17 protein-coding genes are annotated in these 18879 nt (G+C 69.9%); 14 read left to right on the forward strand and 3 right to left on the reverse strand.

What is annotated here, in order from left to right:
* Positions 1-16 precede the first annotated feature (16 nt).
* From ACVN90_RS07435 to ACVN90_RS07445, 3 genes are all read left to right on the forward strand, one after another.
* Entirely contained in the window at positions 17-952 is a 936-nt protein-coding gene (locus ACVN90_RS07435) for an ROK family glucokinase (protein ID WP_475102081.1), read from the forward strand.
* A 4-nt stretch (positions 953-956) separates the two neighbouring features.
* Entirely contained in the window at positions 957-1646 is a 690-nt protein-coding gene (locus ACVN90_RS07440) for a lysophospholipid acyltransferase family protein (RefSeq protein WP_056367086.1), read from the forward strand.
* A 62-nt stretch (positions 1647-1708) separates the two neighbouring features.
* Positions 1709-3046, forward strand: coding sequence for a class II 3-deoxy-7-phosphoheptulonate synthase (locus tag ACVN90_RS07445; RefSeq protein WP_475101500.1), 1338 nt, complete (start codon positions 1709-1711; stop codon positions 3044-3046).
* Between the two features lie 72 nt (positions 3047-3118).
* On the opposite strand, the gene pknB is transcribed toward ACVN90_RS07445, so the two are convergent.
* The gene (pknB, locus tag ACVN90_RS07450; RefSeq protein WP_475101502.1) at positions 3119-5074 is read right to left on the reverse strand and encodes a Stk1 family PASTA domain-containing Ser/Thr kinase; all 1956 of its coding nucleotides are present in this window, start codon (positions 5072-5074) and stop codon (positions 3119-3121) included.
* A 74-nt stretch (positions 5075-5148) separates the two neighbouring features.
* The gene (locus ACVN90_RS07455; RefSeq protein WP_475102082.1) at positions 5149-6078 is read right to left on the reverse strand and encodes a LysM peptidoglycan-binding domain-containing protein; all 930 of its coding nucleotides are present in this window, start codon (positions 6076-6078) and stop codon (positions 5149-5151) included.
* 215 nt (positions 6079-6293) lie between these two features.
* Here ACVN90_RS07455 and ACVN90_RS07460 point away from each other — a divergent pair, with 215 nt between their 5' ends.
* Positions 6294-6644: an Rv2175c family DNA-binding protein gene (locus tag ACVN90_RS07460; RefSeq protein WP_475101503.1), complete on the forward strand. Its 351-nt coding sequence runs from the start codon at positions 6294-6296 to the stop codon at positions 6642-6644.
* A 47-nt stretch (positions 6645-6691) separates the two neighbouring features.
* Here the strand turns inward: ACVN90_RS07460 and ACVN90_RS07465 are convergent, their stop codons facing one another.
* The gene (locus ACVN90_RS07465; RefSeq protein WP_475101504.1) at positions 6692-7738 is read right to left on the reverse strand and encodes a polyprenyl synthetase family protein; all 1047 of its coding nucleotides are present in this window, start codon (positions 7736-7738) and stop codon (positions 6692-6694) included.
* Positions 7739-7849: 111 nt separating this feature from the next.
* Between ACVN90_RS07465 and ACVN90_RS07470 the strand changes: the two genes are divergently transcribed.
* The 10 genes from ACVN90_RS07470 (at position 7850) to ACVN90_RS07515 (ending at position 18843) form a co-directional block, all read left to right on the forward strand.
* A complete protein-coding gene (locus ACVN90_RS07470) occupies positions 7850-8215 on the forward strand; it encodes a DUF3040 domain-containing protein (protein WP_475101505.1) in 366 nt (121 codons plus the stop codon).
* A 197-nt stretch (positions 8216-8412) separates the two neighbouring features.
* Entirely contained in the window at positions 8413-8844 is a 432-nt protein-coding gene (mraZ, locus tag ACVN90_RS07475; RefSeq protein ID WP_056367092.1) for a division/cell wall cluster transcriptional repressor MraZ, read from the forward strand.
* 106 nt (positions 8845-8950) lie between these two features.
* Positions 8951-9916, forward strand: coding sequence for a 16S rRNA (cytosine(1402)-N(4))-methyltransferase RsmH (gene rsmH / locus ACVN90_RS07480; RefSeq protein WP_475101506.1), 966 nt, complete (start codon positions 8951-8953; stop codon positions 9914-9916).
* Positions 9916-10515: a cell division protein FtsL gene (ftsL, locus tag ACVN90_RS07485; RefSeq protein WP_475101507.1), complete on the forward strand. Its 600-nt coding sequence runs from the start codon at positions 9916-9918 to the stop codon at positions 10513-10515. Before rsmH ends, ftsL begins: the two co-directional genes overlap by 1 nt.
* Before the next feature lie 68 nt (positions 10516-10583).
* Entirely contained in the window at positions 10584-12368 is a 1785-nt protein-coding gene (locus ACVN90_RS07490; RefSeq protein WP_475101508.1) for a peptidoglycan D,D-transpeptidase FtsI family protein, read from the forward strand.
* A gap of 26 nt (positions 12369-12394) precedes the next feature.
* Complete coding sequence (locus tag ACVN90_RS07495) at positions 12395-13810, forward strand: UDP-N-acetylmuramoyl-tripeptide--D-alanyl-D-alanine ligase (protein WP_475101509.1); 1416 nt, start codon at positions 12395-12397, stop codon at positions 13808-13810.
* Entirely contained in the window at positions 13807-14919 is a 1113-nt protein-coding gene (mraY, locus tag ACVN90_RS07500) for a phospho-N-acetylmuramoyl-pentapeptide-transferase (RefSeq protein WP_475101510.1), read from the forward strand. The genes ACVN90_RS07495 and mraY overlap by 4 nt, the downstream gene beginning before the upstream one ends.
* A complete protein-coding gene (gene murD / locus ACVN90_RS07505; RefSeq protein WP_475101511.1) occupies positions 14916-16499 on the forward strand; it encodes a UDP-N-acetylmuramoyl-L-alanine--D-glutamate ligase in 1584 nt (527 codons plus the stop codon). The genes mraY and murD overlap by 4 nt, the downstream gene beginning before the upstream one ends.
* Complete coding sequence (ftsW, locus tag ACVN90_RS07510; RefSeq protein WP_475101512.1) at positions 16420-17724, forward strand: putative lipid II flippase FtsW; 1305 nt, start codon at positions 16420-16422, stop codon at positions 17722-17724. The genes murD and ftsW overlap by 80 nt, the downstream gene beginning before the upstream one ends.
* Positions 17725-17757: 33 nt before the next feature.
* Positions 17758-18843: a UDP-N-acetylglucosamine--N-acetylmuramyl-(pentapeptide) pyrophosphoryl-undecaprenol N-acetylglucosamine transferase gene (locus tag ACVN90_RS07515; protein WP_475101513.1), complete on the forward strand. Its 1086-nt coding sequence runs from the start codon at positions 17758-17760 to the stop codon at positions 18841-18843.
* Positions 18844-18879: the final 36 nt, after the last annotated feature.

The raw sequence follows: 18879 nt of genomic DNA on the forward strand, positions 1-18879 counted from the left end.
GCCGGAGAGGGAGATCGTGCTCAAGGTCGGCATCGACATCGGCGGAACCAAGATCGCGGGCGGGGTCGTCGACTCCGACGGCGCCATCGCCGAGCAGCTCCGCGTCGACACGCCCACCGACACCGCGGCGCTCGCTCAGGCCGTCGTCGACATGGCCCGCTACTTCCGCGCGGCGCACGAGGTCGCCGCCGTGGGCGTCGCGGCCGCCGGCTTCATCGACCGCGACCGGGCGACCGTCATCCACGCCCCCAACATCGCGTGGCACAACGAGCCGCTGAAGGCGACGCTCGAAGACGGGATCGGCCTGCCGGTCACGATCGAGAACGACGCGAACGCCGCGGGGTGGGCCGAGTATCGCTTCGGCGCGGGGCGCGGCGTCGGCCACATGGTCATGCTCACGATGGGCACCGGCGTGGGCGGAGCGATCGTGCTCGACGGCAAGCTGTTCCGCGGCGGGCACGGCGTCGCCGCCGAACTCGGCCACATCCGCTTCATCCGCGACGGCATCCTCTGCGGCTGCGGTCAGCACGGATGCCTCGAGCAGTATGCGTCGGGCCGTGCTCTGCAGCGCGAGGCCAACGACATCGCCGACGGCGGCGGCATCGGCGCCGCGCTGGCGGCGCACCGGGCAGAGAACGGCAAGATCAGCGGACCGGCCGTGTCGCGCCTCGTGCTCGCCGGCGACGCCGGCGCCGCGGAGGCGCTGCGGCGCGTCGCGACCGCGCTCGGCGAGGCGTGCGGCGGGTTCCAGGCCGTGCTCGACCCGGAGCTCTTCGTCATCGGCGGCGGCGTCGCCCAGCTCGGCGATGCCCTGCTCGAGCCGATGCGCCTCGCATACGAGAAGTCGCTGCCCGGTTACGGTGACCGGCCGATCGCCAGCTTCAAGATCGCGAAGCTCGTCAACGACGCGGGCCTCATCGGAGCGGCCGATCTCGCGGGGACAGAGGCGTAGCGCGATGTTCTACTGGCTGATGAAATACGTGGTCATCGGACCGATCGTCAAGGCGATCTGGCGCCCGTGGATCGTCGGCCGTCGCAACGTCCCCGCGGAGGGTGCCGCGATCCTCGCGAGCAACCACCTCTCGTTCGTGGACTCGATCTTCCTGCCGCTCATGCTCGACCGGCCCGTCGCATTCCTCGCCAAGAGCGACTACTTCACCGGCAAAGGCCTCAAAGGCTGGGCGACCCGCATGTTCTTCAAGGGCACGGGACAGCTGCCCATCGACCGCTCCGGCGGCAAGGCGTCCGAGGCATCCCTCAACACGGGTCTTCAGGTCCTCGGTCGCGGTGATCTGCTCGGCATCTATCCCGAGGGCACCCGCAGCCCCGACGGCAAGCTCTACCGCGGCCGCACCGGCATCGCCCGCATGGCGCTCGAGGCGCACGTGCCGGTCGTGCCGGTGGTGATGGTCGACACCGACACGATGATGCCGATCGGCACCACGGTCCCGCGGATCGTGCGGGTCGGCATCGTCGTGGGCGAGCCGCTCGACTTCTCGCGCTTCGAAGGCATGGAGGGCGACCGCTACATCCTGCGCTCGATCACCGACGAGATCATGGTCGCTCTGCAGCGGCTGGGGGAGCAGGAGTACGACGATGTCTACGCGTCGACCGTCAAGGACCGGCTGAAGCCGAAGACCCGCTGAACGCCTGGTGGCCGGTCGTCACGCGGCGCCGGTGCCCTCCGTGCCACGGCTAGAATCGGGGGATGCTCCAGCACCTCGACGCACTCGACCACTGGCGGACCCTGCCCATCAAGCAGCAGCCCCAGTGGTATGACGCGGACGCGGTGGCTGAGGCATCCGCGGAACTCGCGACTCTGCCGCCGCTCGTGTTCGCGGGTGAGGTCGACAACCTCCGCGAGCGCCTCGCGCGTGCCGCCTCCGGCAAGGCGTTCCTCCTCCAGGGCGGCGACTGCGCCGAGACCTTCGCCGGCGCCACCGCCGAGCAGATCCGCAACCGCATCAAGACGGTGCTGCAGATGGCCGTCGTGCTCACCTACGGCGCGTCGATGCCGGTCGTCAAGATGGGTCGCATGGCGGGCCAGTTCGCCAAGCCCCGCTCGAGCGACACCGAGAGCCGTGGCGACGTCACGCTCCCGGCGTACCGCGGCGACATCGTCAACGGCTACGACTTCACCGAGGCGTCGCGCAAGGCGGACCCGAACCGGCTGCTCAAGGGCTACCACACGGCCGCGTCGACCATCAATCTCATCCGCGCGTTCACGCAGGGCGGCTTCGCCGACCTCCGCGAGGTGCACTCCTGGAACAGGGGCTTCGCGCAGAACCCCGCCAACCAGCAGTACGAGCGCCTCGCGACCGAGATCGACCGCGCCATCAAGTTCATGGAGGCCGCCGGCGCCGACTTCGACGAGCTCAAGCGCGTCGAGTTCTACACCGGCCACGAGGGCCTGCTCATGGACTACGAGCGGCCCATGACGCGCATCGACTCGCGCACGAACACGCCGTACAACACGTCGGCGCACTTCCTGTGGATCGGCGAGCGGACGCGCGAACTCGACGGCGCGCACGTCGACTACTTCTCGAAGATCCGCAATCCCATCGGCGTGAAGCTCGGCCCGACCACGTCGCCCGAGACGGCGCTCGCGCTCATCGACAAGCTCGACCCGAACCGCGAGCCCGGCCGCCTCACCTTCATCACGCGCATGGGTGCGGGCAAGATCCGCGACGCGCTGCCGCCTCTCCTCGAGGCCGTGAAGGACTCGGGCGCGGTGCCGCTGTGGGTCACCGACCCGATGCACGGCAACGGCATCACGACGCCTACCGGCTACAAGACGCGTCGCTTCGACGACGTCGTCGACGAGGTCCGCGGCTTCTTCGAGGCGCACCGCGCGGTGGGCACGTTCCCCGGCGGCATCCACGTCGAGCTCACCGGCGACGACGTCACCGAGTGCCTCGGGGGTTCCGAGCAGATCGACGAGGCTACGCTTGCGACGCGCTACGAGTCGCTGTGCGACCCGCGCCTGAACCACATGCAGTCCCTCGAGCTCGCCTTCCTCGTCGCGGAGGAGCTCGAGAAGCGCTGACCTCCCGCGTCTGACACACAGGAGATCCCGGATGCCTCGCCCCGAGGCATCCGGGATCTTCTTTGTCGGGCGTCAGAGGGCGGCGGCGATGCGCAGCGAGATGACGGTGCCCTTGGGCTCCATGTCGCCGGCGTCGGGCTTCTGCGACTCGACCTGGGTGAACGGATCGGGGAAGGCGTCCCAGCGGTCGTCGTAGTCGATGGAGAAGCCCGCGTTGGAGGCCGCCTGGCGGGCCTCGGCGAGCGTCATGCCCTCGAAGTCGGGCACCTCGAACAACTCGGGACCGGTCGACACGACGAGGGTCACGGTATCGCCGGGGGCGAGCCAGCTGTCGTCCTCCTTGCCGATGACACGGATCACGCGGCCCTCGTCCACCGAGTCGCTGGACTCGGTCTGGCTGGGGTCGGCGACCACGAGTCCGAGACCCTCGAGCGTGCTGCGTGCCTTGCCCTCGCTCTCGCCCGCGACGTTCGGAAGCGGTCCGAGCGACACCTGGAGACGCGCGGTATCGCCCTGGTGGACGGTGCAGCCGTCCATGCAGGCGACGTCCTGCGAGCCGTCCTCCGGCGCACCGGCGGGGCGGATGACCACGCCGATCACGACGTCGGGGGCCGCGTCGGTGAAGAACTTCGCGCTCTCGTCGGGGACGGACACCGACTGGGCCTGGAGCGCCGCGCGCGCGTCGGCGTCGGGCATTCCCGAGAACGACGCGAACGTCGCCTCCTGCGGGCCGAGCGAGACGTAGACGTTCACCTCGGCGCCCTTGTCGACGCGGGTGCCGCCCCCCGGATCGCTGCGGATGACCTGCCCCGTGGCGACGTCGAGGCTGTACTCGCCCTGCTGTACGGCGACGAGCGAGTCCTCCTGCAGGCGCGCCGACGCCTGCTCGAACGTCATGCCGGTGACGTCGGCGACCGGGACCATCGACCCCGGACCGGAGCCGAACCACCAGCCCAGGCCAGCGGCGAGCGCCGCGAGCACGACGACGAGGGCGACGAGCCATCCACCGCGCGAGCGGCGGCGCTGGGTGGCGCGGCGGAGCCGGCCGGCGTTGTCGACCTCGGCCATCGTGGCGACGGGTCCGGTCGCCGTGCTGGGCAGCACCGCCGTGAGCTCGCCGGTCGCAGCGACGTCGTCGCGCACGATGCCGATGGGGCCGGTGCGGGCGACGACGGGGGAGATGCCCAGCTCGCGTTCGATGTCGCGCAGGCGCTGCAGCATCTCGCGCGCGTCGAGGGGCCGTTCGTCGGGCGACTTCTCGGTCGCCCAGAGCACGAGCTCGTCGAGGGGCTCGGGAACGCCCGGGTTCTTCACGCTCGGCCTCGGCACCGAGTCGGTCGCGTGCTGGAACGCGATCTGCATCGGCTGCTCGCCCTTGTAGGGCTGCTCGCCGGTGAGCATCTCGTACAGCATGATGCCGATGGCATAGATGTCGCTGCGGGCGTCGGCGGTGCCGCGGGTGACGAGCTCGGGGGCGAGGTACGCGATGGTTCCGAGCAGCTGCGCACCCGACGCGGTGTTCGCGGTCGTCGCTCGGGCGAGCCCGAAGTCGCCGATCTTGATGCGACCGTCTTCGGCGAGGAGCACGTTCTCGGGCTTGACGTCGCGGTGGACGATGCCGGCCTTGTGTGCGGCGGCGAGACCCGACAGCACGGCGTCGAGGATGGAGATCGCCTGCGGCACCGTCAGCCGGCGCTGCTCGCGCAGGAGCTCGCGCAGCGTGATGCCGGGGAGGTACTCCATGACGAGGTACGCCATGTCGCCGTCCTGGCCCTGATCGAACACGTTGACTACGTGAGGATCGGCGAGGCGGGCCGCCGCGCGGGCCTCCTGGATGAACCGGCTCTGGAAGACCGTGTCGTCGCTCAGATGCGAGTGCATGACCTTGAGGGCGACGCGGCGCTCGAGGCGCAGATCGGTCGCCACGTACACAGTCGCCATGCCGCCGCGGGCGATGCGAGCACGCACCCGGTATCGGCCGTCGACGAGACGGCCGATCAGCGGGTCCGTCTGCTGACTCGTGCTCACCCTGAGAGTCTACGGATCCGTGCCTGCGAGGCGGCGGAGCGGCTCACCCGCGAGACCGCAATGTGACCCGCTCGTCACCGAAGCGCCGCGAGCCACGAGTAGGCCGAAGCCTCCCACTTCGCGTACGCGTCGGGGTATGCCGAGATCTGCACGGCCTGGGCGGCCTGCGTGAAGGTCAGGTTCTCCCAGCCGGGGATGTCGAGCAGCCCGCGCGTGCGCGAGCCGTTGGGGTCGCCGGCGCCGCCGAAGAAGGCGCGCGTCGCGCGCGCGGCATCCTGCACCTCCGCCTCGGTGCCCCATCCGTAGCTCGGGCGCTGCTGGAACAGGCCCAGCGAGTCGCGGTCGCCCCACGTCACGTTGCGCAACGATGACTCCTGCATCGCGGTGCCGAGGGCGATGGCGATGGCGCGATCGGACACGCCGAGCTCGCGCCCGATCCGCACGATCAGCTGCGCGTTGGAGGTCTGCTCCGCGGTGAGCCCGGGGACCGACGTCGCCGCACCGGGGATCTTGATGGTCTGCCCGGGGTAGATGATCGACGACCAGCCGAGCCCGTTGGCCGAGAGCACCGCGTTCGTGGTGGTGCCGTGGCGCTTGGCGATCGCACTGATCGTGTCACCGCGCTGCACGGTGTACGTGCCGGTGGACGGAGCCGGCGCGGGGGCGGCGGGCGCCGGTGCGGCGGCAGCGGCGCTGAGCGTGAGCACCTGGCCGGGGTAGATCGTCGACGACCAGCCGAGCCCGTTGAGGGCGAGCACGTCGCTGGTGCGCAGACCGAACCGCGCCGCGATGCGGCTCACGGTGTCGCCGCGCTGCACCGTGTACGTCGCCGGGGCGGCCTCGGCCGTCACGCGGACCGTGGGCAGGGCGGTCACGCGGGGGACGCTCACAGCTGAGGCGCCGATCGTGCGCGGCACGCTCGAGGGCGCGGCATCCGTCGTCGCGGCATGTGCCGGCACCGCCGACAGAGATAGCGCGATCGACCCCGCCACGGCCACGGGCACACCGGCGAAGATCGCCCGCGACGGCGTGTCTCCGTGGTCGACACGACTTCTTGCATTGCGTACCTGTCGCACGAGTTTCCCCCCTCAGCCGACTTCGAGAACCGTGTCACGGATATTTATAGGTGTCAACTGGTGTTATCAAGAGAGGTTTCTGTTACTCGTGTGACCAAAGTGGGGTGGACGAGCGCGGGATCCGATCTGAGATAGTTGCTTTCGTGACCTCTGACGCCGCTCCGCGCTTCGAGACCGACTGGCTCACCCTGCCCGACCTCGTGGAGGTGCTCGGCGAACCGCTCGGCCGGGTGCGCCGACTGCTCGATGAGTACTACCTCGTCGGCGCCAAGCGCGACGGCGTCTTCAAGGTGCCGTCCGTCTTCGTGGTCGACGGGCACCCGCTGTCATCACTGCGAGGCACCGTGTTCGTGCTGCACGACGCCGGCTTCACGGACGACGAGGCGATCGACTGGCTGCTGACCTCCGAGGACACGATCGGGATCGCGCCGATCGAGGCGCTGCTCGCCGGTCGCAAGAGCGAGGTCCGGCGGGTCGCCCGCACCCTGGCCTGACCTTCGACGAGCCCAGGGACCGGGGCCGAGCTCAGGGGACCGGGAGCTCACGTCGTGCGGATCGTCGCGGCGCGCGCGAGATCGCGCAGCTCGCCCACGGCCGCGTTGCCGAGCCGTGCGCCCGACAGGGCGCGATCGGCCTCGTGCGCGTAGTCGGCGATGAGTCGCTCGACTCGGTCGAGGGCGCCGGTGTCGACGATCGTCCGCTGGAGTGACGCCACCTGATCGGCGTCGAGGTCGGGGTCGCCGACCAGCTCGTCGACGATCCGCCGGGCGGTGGGCGCGAGTGCTTCGCGCGCGTACGCGATGAGCACGGTGCGCTTGCCCTCGCGCAGGTCGTCGCCGGACGGCTTGCCGGTCGCGGCCTCGTCGCCGAACACGCCGAGCACGTCGTCACGCAGCTGGAACGCCATGCCGAGCGGATGCCCGAACGCGGCCAGCGCCGCCGCCTGCGCAGCATCCGCCCCCGCAAGCGCCGCGCCGATCGCGAGCGGCTGCTGCACGCTGTAGCGCGCCGATTTGAAGGAGGCCACGCGCAGCGCACGCTCCGCGTGCTTGTCGTCGGGCTCGCCGGCGAACGCCGATTCCTCGGCGACGTCGAGGAACTGCCCGAGCGTGACCTCGCGACGCATGAGGGCGTACTGGCTTCGGGCTGCTGACGCGCGGTCGGGCGAGGTCCCGGCGAGCCCCTCCTCGAGGAGGTCGTCGCTCCATGCCACGAGCAGGTCGCCGAGCAGGATCGCGGCCGAGCGGCCGAAGGCGTCGGCGTCGCCGAGCCAGCCCGAGCCGCGGTGCCCGGCTTCGAGGGCGCGATGCGCCGACGGACGGCCTCGTCGCGTGTCGGAGTTGTCGATGAGGTCGTCGTGGACGAGGGCCGCGGCGTGGAAAACCTCAAGAGCGGCGGCCGCGGCGATCACGGGGGCGGGGGCGACGCCTGCGGGGCCCGAGGCCTCCTCCACTGCCCTCCACCCGGAGATGCAGAATCGTCCGCGAAGGCGTTTTCCGCCGGTGACGGCATCCGCGCCCGCGGCGACGAATCGGGCCGCCTCGGGGCCGGCGTCGGCCACACTCCGACGTTGAGCCGAGATGAACATGTCCACTCGCTGGGAAATGGCTTCGATCGGCTCAACAGGGGCGGACACGGGCCTAGCCTAGTGAGGAACGGCACGCGTACAATCGAGCCACCGAAGTACAGAGGGGGAAGCATGCCACTCTCCGAACAGGAGCAGCGCCTGCTGGACGAGATGGAACGCCATCTCATGCGCAACGACGCGGATGTCGTCAGCGCGCCCCGCGACGGACGCACTCTGAGCTATCGCAACATCGTCTACGGCACGATCCTCGTGCTGCTCGGGCTCGGCGGTCTGATCGTCGGGGTATCGCAGCAGTTGATCGTCGTCGGTGTGATCGGCTTCGTCGTGATGCTGGGCGGGGTACTCCTCGCCGTCACTCCCGGGCGTGGCCCCGGCAAGGCGAGAGTCGAACCCGATCGGCCCGCCAAACCCCAGAACAGCTCTTCGTTCATGGATCGCATGAACGATCGCTGGGACAAGCGGCAGGAGGAGCGCTGAGCGTCCCCATCGCCTGAACCGGCACGAGAAGCACCGACCTTCGGGTCGGTGCTTTTTTGTTGCCCGCGCGCCGCCCATACCCGTCTCCGGGAGGGGGACGGAGGAGCACCAGATCACGAATCGGTAGCGAAGTGGAGGAGAGTGGAGTAAAGTGGCGCACAACCCGGGGGGCCGGACGAAGGGGGTGTGATGTACCGATGCTTTTGGGCACGCACACACCCAAGCTCGATGACAAAGGGCGCGTCATCCTTCCGGCGAAGTTCCGCGACGACCTTGGCGGGGGTGTCGTCGTGACACGCGGACAGGATCGCTGCCTGTACGTGTTCAGCGAGAAGGAGTTCGAGCGGGTGCACGACCGCATCCGTGAGGCGCCGCTTGCCAATAAGCAGGCGCGTGACTTCCTGCGCATGTTCCTCTCGGGCGCGAGCGCCGAGAAGCCCGACAGTCAGAACCGCATCACGATCCCCCCTCCGCTGCGCGCATACGCCGGCTTGGAGCGCGACCTCGTCGTCACCGGCGTAGGCGCCCATGCCGAGATCTGGGACGCCACGGCGTGGAACACCTACGCCGAGGCCAACGAAGAGAGCTACGCCGAGCTGGAGCAGGAGGTGATTCCGGGCCTGTTCTGAGCCCTCGGCCGTGACTCCCAGCTGCTCGTGCCCTGACGCCACTTCCCCGGCGCCAGGTCGGAGCGGATGGGGATCAGGGCTTGGGGACCAGGACCGCCAGGCGATTATGAATCTGCGCGACATCCACACCCCGGTCATGCTCGAGCGCTGCATCGAGCTGCTGGCACCCGCGCTCGAGCGCGACGGCGCCGTCTTCGTCGATGCCACGCTCGGCATGGGCGGTCATTCCGAGGCGTTCCTCCAGCGCTTCCCGAAGCTCCAGCTCATCGGCCTCGATCGCGACACCGACGCCCTGCGCATCGCGGGGGAGCGGCTCGCGCCGTTCGGCGACCGCGTGCACCTCGTGCACACGGTCTATGACGGGATCGCCGACGCCGTGACCTCGAGCGGTTTCGCGGCGGCCGACGGCATCCTCTTCGATCTGGGCGTCTCGTCGCTGCAGCTCGATGTCGCCGACCGCGGCTTCGCGTACGCGCAGGATGCGCCGCTCGACATGCGCATGGACCAGTCGGCGGGCACGACGGCCGCCGACATCCTGGCGACGTATGGCGAAGGCGACCTCCGGCGCATCTTCGAGCGCTACGGCGAAGAGAAGCTCGCGGGCCGCTACGCCCGCGCGATCATCGCCGCGCGCGCCGAAGCGCCGATCGAGCGGTCCGGGCGGCTCGTCGAGATCCTCCAGGCGGCGACTCCGGCCGCCGCGCAGCGCAGCGGCCACCCCGCCAAGCGCGTCTTCCAGGCGCTGCGCATCGAGGTCAACCGAGAGCTGTCGGTGCTCGAGCGTGCGGTGCCGTCGGCCCTCGGCATCCTTCCCGTCGGCGGCCGCATCGTGGTGCTCTCGTACCAGTCGCTCGAAGACAGGCTCGTCAAGCGCGCCCTCGCGGACGCCTCGGCGTCGACCGCGCCGAAGGGGCTGCCGGTCGAGCTGCCCGAGCACGCCCCCAAGTTCCGACTGCTCGTCAAAGGTGCCGAGCTCGCCACCGACGAGGAGCGCGCGGTCAACCCGCGCGCTACGCCGGTGCGCCTCCGAGCCGCTGAGCGCGTGAGGCCCGAGCACGCGGAGGGTGCCTGATGAGCACGATCGTGAACGCCACCAGCGCTCGCCTGAGGGGTGCCGCGGCCCCGGATCGATCGGATGCTGCGCGCCGCCGCCTGCGGCTGCTCGACGCGCCGGCCCGCCGGCGCCGCCCGAAGCTCTTCTACGGCATCGTCGCCGTGATGGGGGCCTTCCTCATCGCCGCGGCCCAGATGTCGCTGTCGATCATGACGACGCAGGGCACGTACGAGATCGCGGCCCTCACGACGCAGCAGCGCGACCTCACCTACGAGAAGCAGATCCTCTACGACGACGTCGCCGGGCTCAGCTCGCCGCAGTACCTGGCCGCGAACGCGGCGGCGCTCGGCATGGTCATCAACGAGGCGCCCAGCTACCTGCGGCTGAGCGACGGCGCGATCCTCGGGCCGTCGGAGGTCGCGATGGGCACATCGTCGGTCGACGCGATCGGCCGCGGATCCGTTCCCAACGCCCTCATCACGAACACGCCCCTGGTCACCGTTCCCGACGCGACCATCGACGGGCTGCCTGTCGAGGTCGCCGAGACGCCCGACGGCGGAGTCGGCAACACTCCGCCGCCGCTCACGGACGGACTGCCCACCCCGAGCACACACTGAGACGACGACGCCGAGCCGAGAACCGATCGAGACGCCCCACTGCCCGAGGCGCAGAGCACGAGACGCAGATGACGACACGAAGCACGAGAAGCCCCCGCCGCCGAACCGTCGTGGCCCTGGCCGTCGTCCTCGCAGTGCTCGCGGGGTTCATCGTCCGCCTCGTCGACATCCAGGTCGTGAACGCCGACGACCACATCAAGGACTCGCTCGACGTCGCCTTCGCAGGAGGGCAGACGCTCTACGGCACGCGCGGCGCGATCGTCGACGCCAACGGGCAGACGCTGGCGGGCAGCATCCTTCGCTACGACTGCCAGCTGTCTCCGCTGCTCATCACCCAGATCGACGAACAGGTGCTCGCCGGAGAATCCGACGACCGGCTGTGGGCGGACGTGTCGAACGACGTCGCCGAGATCACGGGCCAGACGCCCGAGGAGGTTCGCGGAATCGTCGGCACTGCTCTCGCCGAGGATCCGAACTCGCAGTACGCGGTGCTCAAGAAAGGCGTGTCGACCGAGCAGTTCCGGGCGCTGGCCGACCTGAAGACGCCGTACATCGCGTGCGTCTCGCACCCCGCGCGCACCTACCCGGACGGCGCGGTCGCCGGCAACCTCATCGGCTTCCTCGGCTCGGATGGCACCCCGCTCGAGAGCCTCGAAGCGTCGCAGAACGCCTGTCTCGCCGCGACGAACGGCGAGCGCACCTACGAGCAGGGCAAGGACGGTGTCGTCATCCCGGGCACCGAGCGGGAGACACCCGCGACGGACGGCGGCACGTTGCAGCTGACCATCGATCGCGACCTGCAGTGGTACATGCAGCAGCTCATCGCCGAGCAGACGCAGAGCATGGCCGCGCAGCGCGGCGGGATCCTCGTGTACGAGGTGAAGACGGGCAAGGTGCGCGCCGCCGCGGAGTATCCGACCGTCGACCCCAATGACTTCGCCAGCGCAGAGGTGAAAGATCGCACGAGCAGCATCTTCCTCGGCACGTTCGAACCCGGATCGACCTTCAAGGGCCTGACAGCCGCGACGGTCATCGATGCCGCGGGGCAGACGCCGAACTCCACCGTCGTGGCATCGAGCCTCGAGAACTTCGACGGCGGCGCACGGGTTCGCGACTCGTTCCAGCACCCGGCCTACACCTACACGCTCACCGGCGTGCTCATCGACTCGTCGAACGCGGGCATCTCGAAGTTCAGCCAGAAGGTCGACAGCCAGACCCGCTACGACTACTTCACGCGCTTCGGGATCGGCGAGGGCACGGCTTCGGGGTATCCCGGCGAGGGCCAGGGACTCATCTACCCGGCGGACCAATGGGGTGCGCAGACAACCCTCAACACCTCGTTCGGCCAGGGCGTCACGACGACCATGCCCGAGCTCGCCCGCGCGTACGGCGCGATCGTGAACGGCGGCGTCAAGATGCCGCTGCAGATCATCGAGTCCTGCACGAAGGCCGACGGCACGGTCGTCGAGCCGGACGTCGCCGAGCCCGAGCGTGTCATCAGCGAGGGCACGTCCGCCCAGATGCGCGAGATGCTCGAGAACGTCTTCCTCCAGGCGCCCTACGCCAAGACTGTCGCGATCCCCGGCTACCGCCTCGGCGGCAAGACGGGTACGGGTGAGAAGAGCGACGGCCAGGGCAACTACAAGCAGGGTGTGTACTACACGACGATGGTCGGCTTCGCGCCCGCCGACGACCCCGAGTACGTCGTCGTCGTCACCCTCGACGAGCCGACGAAGGTAACATCGTCTGCGGCCAACGCGACCGCGTTCCAGAAGGCCATGACCCAGGTTCTCAAGACCTATCGCGTCATGCCCTCGACGACGTCGCCGGAGCTGCTGCCCAAGTTCGGGTAGTGTCCCGAGCTTCCGGAGTTCCCCACATGATCGCGCTCAACATCGCCCAGATCGCCCGTGCCGTTTCGGGCGAAGTCCACCTCGAGAACGGCGACACCCTCGACACCGTCGTGTCGGGGACGGTCGACACCGACTCCCGCTTGATCGAGCCCGGCGGCATCTTCGTCGCGAAGCCCGGCGAAGAGACGGACGGGCACCTGTTCGTCGACGCCGCCGTCGAGAAGGGCGCCGCCCTCGCCCTCGTCGAGCGGCGAGTCGCAGCATCCGTTTCCCAGATCGTCGTGACCGACGTCGTCGAGGCGATCGCGGCGCTCGCGCGCGAGGTCGTCAAGACGGTTCGGGATGCCGGCGACCTGCGCGTCGTCGGGATCACCGGGTCGAACGGCAAGACGACGACGAAGAACCTGCTCGCCCGCATTCTCGAAGGAGAGGGCGAGACCGTCTCGCCGAAGGCGTCGTTCAACAACGAGGTCGGAGCGCCGCTGACGATGCTGCGCGTGACCCACACCACGAAGTACCTCGTGAGCGAGTTCGGAGCGAGTGCGCCCGGTGAGATCGCCCGCCTCGCGGGACTCGTCGACCCCGACGTCGGCGTCGTGCTCATGGTCGGCATGGCCCACGCCGGCGGCTTCGGCGGCATCGAGGCGACGTTCCACGCCAAGTCCGAGCTCGTCCGCGCGCTGAGCGCCGGGGGAGCGGCGGTGCTCAACGCCGACGACGCGCGCGTGGCCGCGATGGCGCCCATCGCCGCCGAGCAGGGCGCGAGCGTGCGCTGGTTCGGCCGCGGTCCCGCCGCCACCGATGTGCGTGCCGACGACGTCGTGGTCTCGGCATCCGGAACATCCTTCACCGTGACCGCCGACGGCGTCTCGCTGCCGCTTCGGCTGCGGGTGCTGGGCGAGCACCACGTCATGAACGCGCTGGCGGCGATCGCCGCCGCGACGACGCTCGGAGTCTCACTCGCCGACGCCGTGGCGCGCCTCGAGACCGTCGAGATCGCCGAGCGGTGGCGCATGCAGCCGCTCGGGTCGGACCGCGTGCGGATCATCAACGACGCGTACAACGCGAGTCCGGACTCGATGGCGGCGGCGCTGCGTACCCTCGCCCAGATCACGGGGCCCGGAGAGCGCACCGTCGCCGTGCTCGGCGCGATGAGCGAGCTCGGCGAGTACGCCGAGGAGGAGCACGACCGCGTGGGCCTCTTGGCCGTGAGGCTCGGCATCCAGCGCATCGTCGTCGTGGGCGACCCCGCCCGGCGCATGTTCCTCGAGGCCGTCGCACAGGGCTCGTGGGACAACGAGGCCGTCTTCTTCTCGACCGCCGACGAAGCGTTCGACTACCTGCAGGGCGAACTGCGCGACGGCGATCGCGTGCTGGTGAAGTCGTCGAACTCCGCCGGGCTCCGGTTCCTCGGCGATCGTCTGGGAGAATCGTTCCCGTGAGATCTCTCCTTACCGCGGCGGCGATCTCGCTGGCATTCACCCTCTTCCTCACCCCCGTGTTCCTGCGGCTCTTCCGCAAGTGGGGCTGGGGTCAGGTGATCCGGACGCCGGAAGACATCCGCAACCCCAACCATCAGACCAAGCGCGGCACGCCCACCATGGGCGGCACGATCTTCATCGTCGGCACGATCGTCGGCTACCTGGTGGGGTGTTACGTCGGCAACAACCCGCCGACGGTCTCGGGCCTCCTCGTGATCTGGATGATGGTCGGTCTCGGTGCGGTCGGCTTCATCGACGACTACATGAAGGTGCGCCAGCAGAAGTTCATGGGTCTGAGCGGCTGGCGCAAGGTCGCCGGTCAGGTCGCGGTCACGGTGCCGTTCGGCATCGTCGCGCTGAACTTCCCCAATCAGTTCGATCAGACGCCTGCGTCGCCGTTCATCTCCGTCTTCAGGGACGTGCCGGCTCTGGGCTTCATGACCCTCGGGCTCATCGCCGGCTGGATCCTCTACCTCGCGTGGATCACGTTCATCGGCGTCGCGTTCTCCAACAGCACGAACGTGACCGACGGCCTCGACGGCATGGCCGCGGGCGCGGCGATCTTCGTCGTCGGCGCCTACAGCCTCATCGCGTTCTGGCAGTTCAATCAGGCGTGCTGGGGCGGCGACGCCCTCTCGGCCGCGGCAAAGGCCGCGTGCTATCCGACGCGCGACCCGTTCGACCTCGCGATCATCTCGGCGTCCTTCGTCGGCGCGCTGGTCGGGTTCCTGTGGTGGAACGCGCCCAAGGCCAAGGTCTTCATGGGCGACGTGGGCTCGATGGCCATCGGCGGTGTGATCGCCGCGATGGCGATCCTCACCCGCACCGAGCTGCTCGCCGTGCTGGTCGCCGGCGTCTTCATCATCGGTCCCGGATCGGTGATCCTGCAGCGCCTCTACTTCAAGATCACGCGCGGCAAGCGCCTCTTCCTCATGAGTCCGTTCCACCATCACCTCGAGCTGCGCGGCTGGTCGGAGGTCACGATCGTCGTGCGCATGTGGATCATCGCCGGTCTTCTGGCCGTGTCGGGGGTCGGATTCTTCTACGTCGAATGGCTCTCTCGCACATGACCTCGGCACGCCTGAGCACCCTCACCAGCTGGAACGCCGACTGGAAGGGTCTGCGGGTCGCCGTGCTCGGCCTTTCGGTCACCGGCTTCTCCGTCGCCGACACGCTCGCCGAGCTCGGCGCCGACGTCCTCGTCGTGACCGAGAAGGCCGATGAGGAGTACGAGCGCCTCCTGCCGGTCATCGGCGCGCGACTCTGGACCGGGCCGCTCTCGTCGGTTCCGGCAGAGCTCATCGAGTTCGGGCCCGAGGTCGTCGTGGCGTCGCCGGGCTTCGCGCCGCGGCATCCGCTCATCTCGTGGGCGCGGGAGAACGACATCGCGTTGTGGGGAGACATCGAGCTCGCGTGGCGCGTGCGCGACAAGGTGGTCCGGGCAGACGGGACCCCCGCCGACTGGATCCTCATCACCGGCACCAACGGCAAGACCACGACCACGCGCCTCACGGCCACGATGCTCGTCGCGGGCGGCCTGCGAGCGGCGCCGGTCGGCAACATCGGCACCCCTGTTCTCGACGCGGTGCGCGACCCCTCAGGGTTCGACGCGCTCGTGGTCGAGCTGTCGAGCCACCAGCTCTGGTACCTCGGGCTGCAGGACTCGCTCGACCCGCTCTCGCCGCACGCCGCGGTGTGCCTGAACCTCGCCGACGACCACCTCGAGTGGCACGGATCCCTCGAGGAGTACCGCGCCGCCAAGGCGCACGTGTACGACAACACGCGCGTCGCCTGCGTCTACAACAAAGCGGATGCCGCGACCCAGGCGATGGTCGAAGAAGCCGACGTCGTCGAGGGAGCGCGCGCCATCGGCTTCGACCTCGGCGTGCCGGGTCCGAGCGACCTGGGCGTGGTCGAGGGCATCGTCGTCGACCGCGCGTTCCTCGAGGACCGGCACAAGAGCGCGCTCGAGCTCACCACCGTCGAGGAGCTCGCCTCATTCGGGCTCGCAGCGCCCCACATCGTCGCGAACATCCTGGCGGCATCGGCGCTCGCGCGATCGCTGGATGTCGCGCCCGCGGCGATCCGTGGGGCGCTGCGCGGTTTCCGCCTCGACCCGCACCGCATCGAGGTCGTCGCGCGCCACGAGGGCGTCACGTGGGTCGACGATTCCAAGGCCACCAACCCGCACGCCGCGGCCTCGTCGCTCGCGGCCTACCCGGGAGCCGTGTGGGTCGTCGGGGGACTCCTCAAGGGCGTCGACATCGCCGACCTGGTCTCGGGTCGTGGCGCCGGGGCGAAGGCGGCGATCGTCATCGGCCTCGACCGTACGGCGGTCGTGGCCGCGTTCGAGCGACACGCGCCGGCGGTGCCGGTGTTCGAGGTGGACGCCGATGAGACTGAAGAGGTCATGGCGCAGGTCGTCGAATTGGCGGCAGGGGTGGCGCGTGACGGGGACGTGGTTCTTCTCGCTCCCGCTGCCGCATCCTTCGACCAGTTCGCGTCGTACGCGGACCGCGGCCGCAGATTCGCTGCCGCGGTGAGGGAACGGATCGGAACGGGGGACCCGGGTGACCACGACGCAGCCGCCTCGGGCCCGGCCGACGCGCCCCGCCGCGACGACGCCGGCGGCGCCGAAGACCGAGGCTGACAAGCCGGCGCGTCGCGGCCTCGCCGCCCGCGTGTCGCTCGGGCGCGTCTTCGCACCCGTGCCGAGCGAGTTCCTGCTCATCGCCTCGACGGCGCTGCTGCTGACGGTCTTCGGGCTCGTCATGGTGCTGTCGGCGACCTCCGCGACGGCGACGGCCGCCGGCGAGGCGCCGTGGGAGATGGTGCTCAAGCAGGTCGTGTTCGCCGTGATCGGCATCCCGCTGATGTTCATCGCCAGCCGCCTCCCCGTCGCCTTCTGGAAGAAGGTCGCGTGGCCCGCGCTGATCTTCGGCGTCGCCTTCCAGCTGCTGGTCTTCACGCCCCTCGGCCACGGCGCCGACGGCAACCGCAACTGGATCACGATCGCCGGGTTCCAGGCGCAGCCCTCCGAGTTCCTGAAGCTCGGGCTCGCGCTCTGGGTCGCGTTCGTGCTGTTCCGAAAGCGGACCCTGCTCACCAAGTGGCAGCACGTGTTCATCCCGCTTGTTCCGGTGGCGGGCCTCGCGATCGCGACGGTGCTCGCCGGCGACGACCTCGGCACGGCGATGATCCTCGTGCTCATCGTGCTGGGCGCCCTGTTCTTCTCCGGCGTCAAGCTGCGCATCTTCGTGCTGCCCGCGATCCTCGCCGCGGGCGCCGTGGCGTTCCTGGCCGTCACGAGCCCCGACCGCATGCGCCGGTTCATGAGCTTCCTGAACCCGAACTGCCTCGACGACTACTTCAACGACTGCTACCAGCCGCTGCACGGCATCTGGGGTCTCGCGAGCGGCGGGATCTTCGGTCTGGGCCTCGGCAATTCTCGCGAGAAGTACGACTGGCTCCCCGCCGCCGCGAACGACTACATCTTCGCGATCGTGGGGGAGGAGCTCGGCCTCATCGGCTGCGCGGTCGTGCTGGCGCTGTTCGCCCTCTTCGCGGTCGGGGCGTTCCACGTCATCCGCAAGACCGACGACCCGTTCGTGCGCATCGCCGCCGGTGGCATCACCGTGTGGATCGTCGGACAGGCGCTCATCAACATCGGCGTCGTGCTGCGGGTTTTCCCGGTGCTGGGCGTCCCGCTGCCGTTCATGTCGCAGGGAGGCACCTCGCTGCTCTCGGTGCTGCTGGCGTGCGGGGTGCTGCTCGCGTTCGCGCGCTCGCTGCCCGCGTCCGTGGCCCGTCGCGAGGCGGCCATCGCATCGGCCCGCGCGGCGCGCGAGCGCGCGAAGCTCCGCGCCGTCCGCTGAGCCCGGGAAGACCGAGCCGGGTAGGCTCGGGGAGTGACGACGTACCTTCTCGCCGGCGGCGGCACCGCCGGCCACGTCAACCCGCTCCTGGCTGTCGCCGACGCGCTCCGCGCGCGCGACCCCGAGGCCGAGGTGCTCGTGCTCGGCACCCGTGAGGGTCTCGAGGCCCGGCTCGTTCCCGAGCGCGGCTACGAGTTGCTGTTCGTCGACAAGGTGCCGTTCCCGCGCCGCCCGAACAAGGCTGCGGCCGCGTTCCCGGCCCGCTTCCCGCGCGCGGTCTCGCAAGTGCGGGCGCACATCGCGCAGCGCGACGTCGACGTCGTGATCGGGTTCGGCGGCTACGCGTCTGCCCCCGCGTACATGGCGGCGCGGCGCGAGAACGTGCCGTTCGTCGTGCACGAGGCGAATGCCCGCCCCGGTCTCGCGAATGTGCTCGGCGCCCGTCGCGCGGCTGGTGTGGGCGTCGCGTTCGAGGGGACGCCGCTCAAGCGCTCGAAGGTCGTCGGGATGCCGCTGCGCCGCGAGATCGTCACGCTCGACCGCGATGCGCTTCGCGAGGAGGCGGCGGCGTACTTCGGGCTCGATCCGGCGAACCCCGTGCTGCTGGTGTTCGGCGGCTCGCTCGGCGCGCAGCGCCTCAACGCCGCGTTCGGCGAGGGGCACGGCGAGGGCTGGCGCGCCGTGCTCGACGCCGGTTGGCAGCTGCTGCACGTCACGGGCGAGCGCTCAGAGCTCGCCGACCCCGGTGCACCCGGCTACGTCGTCCGCCGCTACGTCGACCGCATGGACCTCGCGTTCGCCCTCGCCGACTTCATCGTGTCGCGCTCGGGCGCCGCGACGGTGAGCGAGATCAGCGCTCTCGGAATCCCCACCGCGTACGTGCCGTACGCCGTGGGCAACGGCGAGCAGGCGCTGAACGCCTCGTCGGCCGTTCGCGCAGGCGCGGCGATCCTGATCCCGGATGCTGAGTTCACAGGGGACCGCGTGCGCTCGGAGGTCGTGCCGCTCCTGGCCGATGAAACCCGTCGCGCGGCGATGGCGGCGGCCGCAGCATCCGTCGGCACCCGCACCGGAACCGAGAACGTGGTCGCGATGATCGACGACGCGCTGCGCGCCTGAGACGATCGGATTCTCGCCGACACTCGCGGACGACGG

The organism is Microbacterium sp. F01 (assembly GCF_056156365.1).

What these genes read in the sequence shown, in the direction of transcription:
- ACVN90_RS07440 (WP_056367086.1), top strand. Translation starts at nt 957, where the DNA reads ATGTTCTACTGGCTGATGAAATACGTGGTCATCGGACCGATCGTCAAG.
- ACVN90_RS07445 (WP_475101500.1), top strand. Translation starts at nt 1,709, where the DNA reads ATGCTCCAGCACCTCGACGCACTCGACCACTGGCGGACCCTGCCCATC.
- ACVN90_RS07465 (WP_475101504.1), bottom strand. Translation starts at nt 7,738, where the DNA reads ATGTTCATCTCGGCTCAACGTCGGAGTGTGGCCGACGCCGGCCCCGAG.
- ACVN90_RS07470 (WP_475101505.1), top strand. Translation starts at nt 7,850, where the DNA reads ATGCCACTCTCCGAACAGGAGCAGCGCCTGCTGGACGAGATGGAACGC.
- mraZ (WP_056367092.1), top strand. Translation starts at nt 8,413, where the DNA reads ATGCTTTTGGGCACGCACACACCCAAGCTCGATGACAAAGGGCGCGTC.
- rsmH (WP_475101506.1), top strand. Translation starts at nt 8,951, where the DNA reads ATGAATCTGCGCGACATCCACACCCCGGTCATGCTCGAGCGCTGCATC.
- ftsL (WP_475101507.1), top strand. Translation starts at nt 9,916, where the DNA reads ATGAGCACGATCGTGAACGCCACCAGCGCTCGCCTGAGGGGTGCCGCG.
- ACVN90_RS07490 (WP_475101508.1), top strand. Translation starts at nt 10,584, where the DNA reads ATGACGACACGAAGCACGAGAAGCCCCCGCCGCCGAACCGTCGTGGCC.
- ACVN90_RS07495 (WP_475101509.1), top strand. Translation starts at nt 12,395, where the DNA reads ATGATCGCGCTCAACATCGCCCAGATCGCCCGTGCCGTTTCGGGCGAA.
- murD (WP_475101511.1), top strand. Translation starts at nt 14,916, where the DNA reads ATGACCTCGGCACGCCTGAGCACCCTCACCAGCTGGAACGCCGACTGG.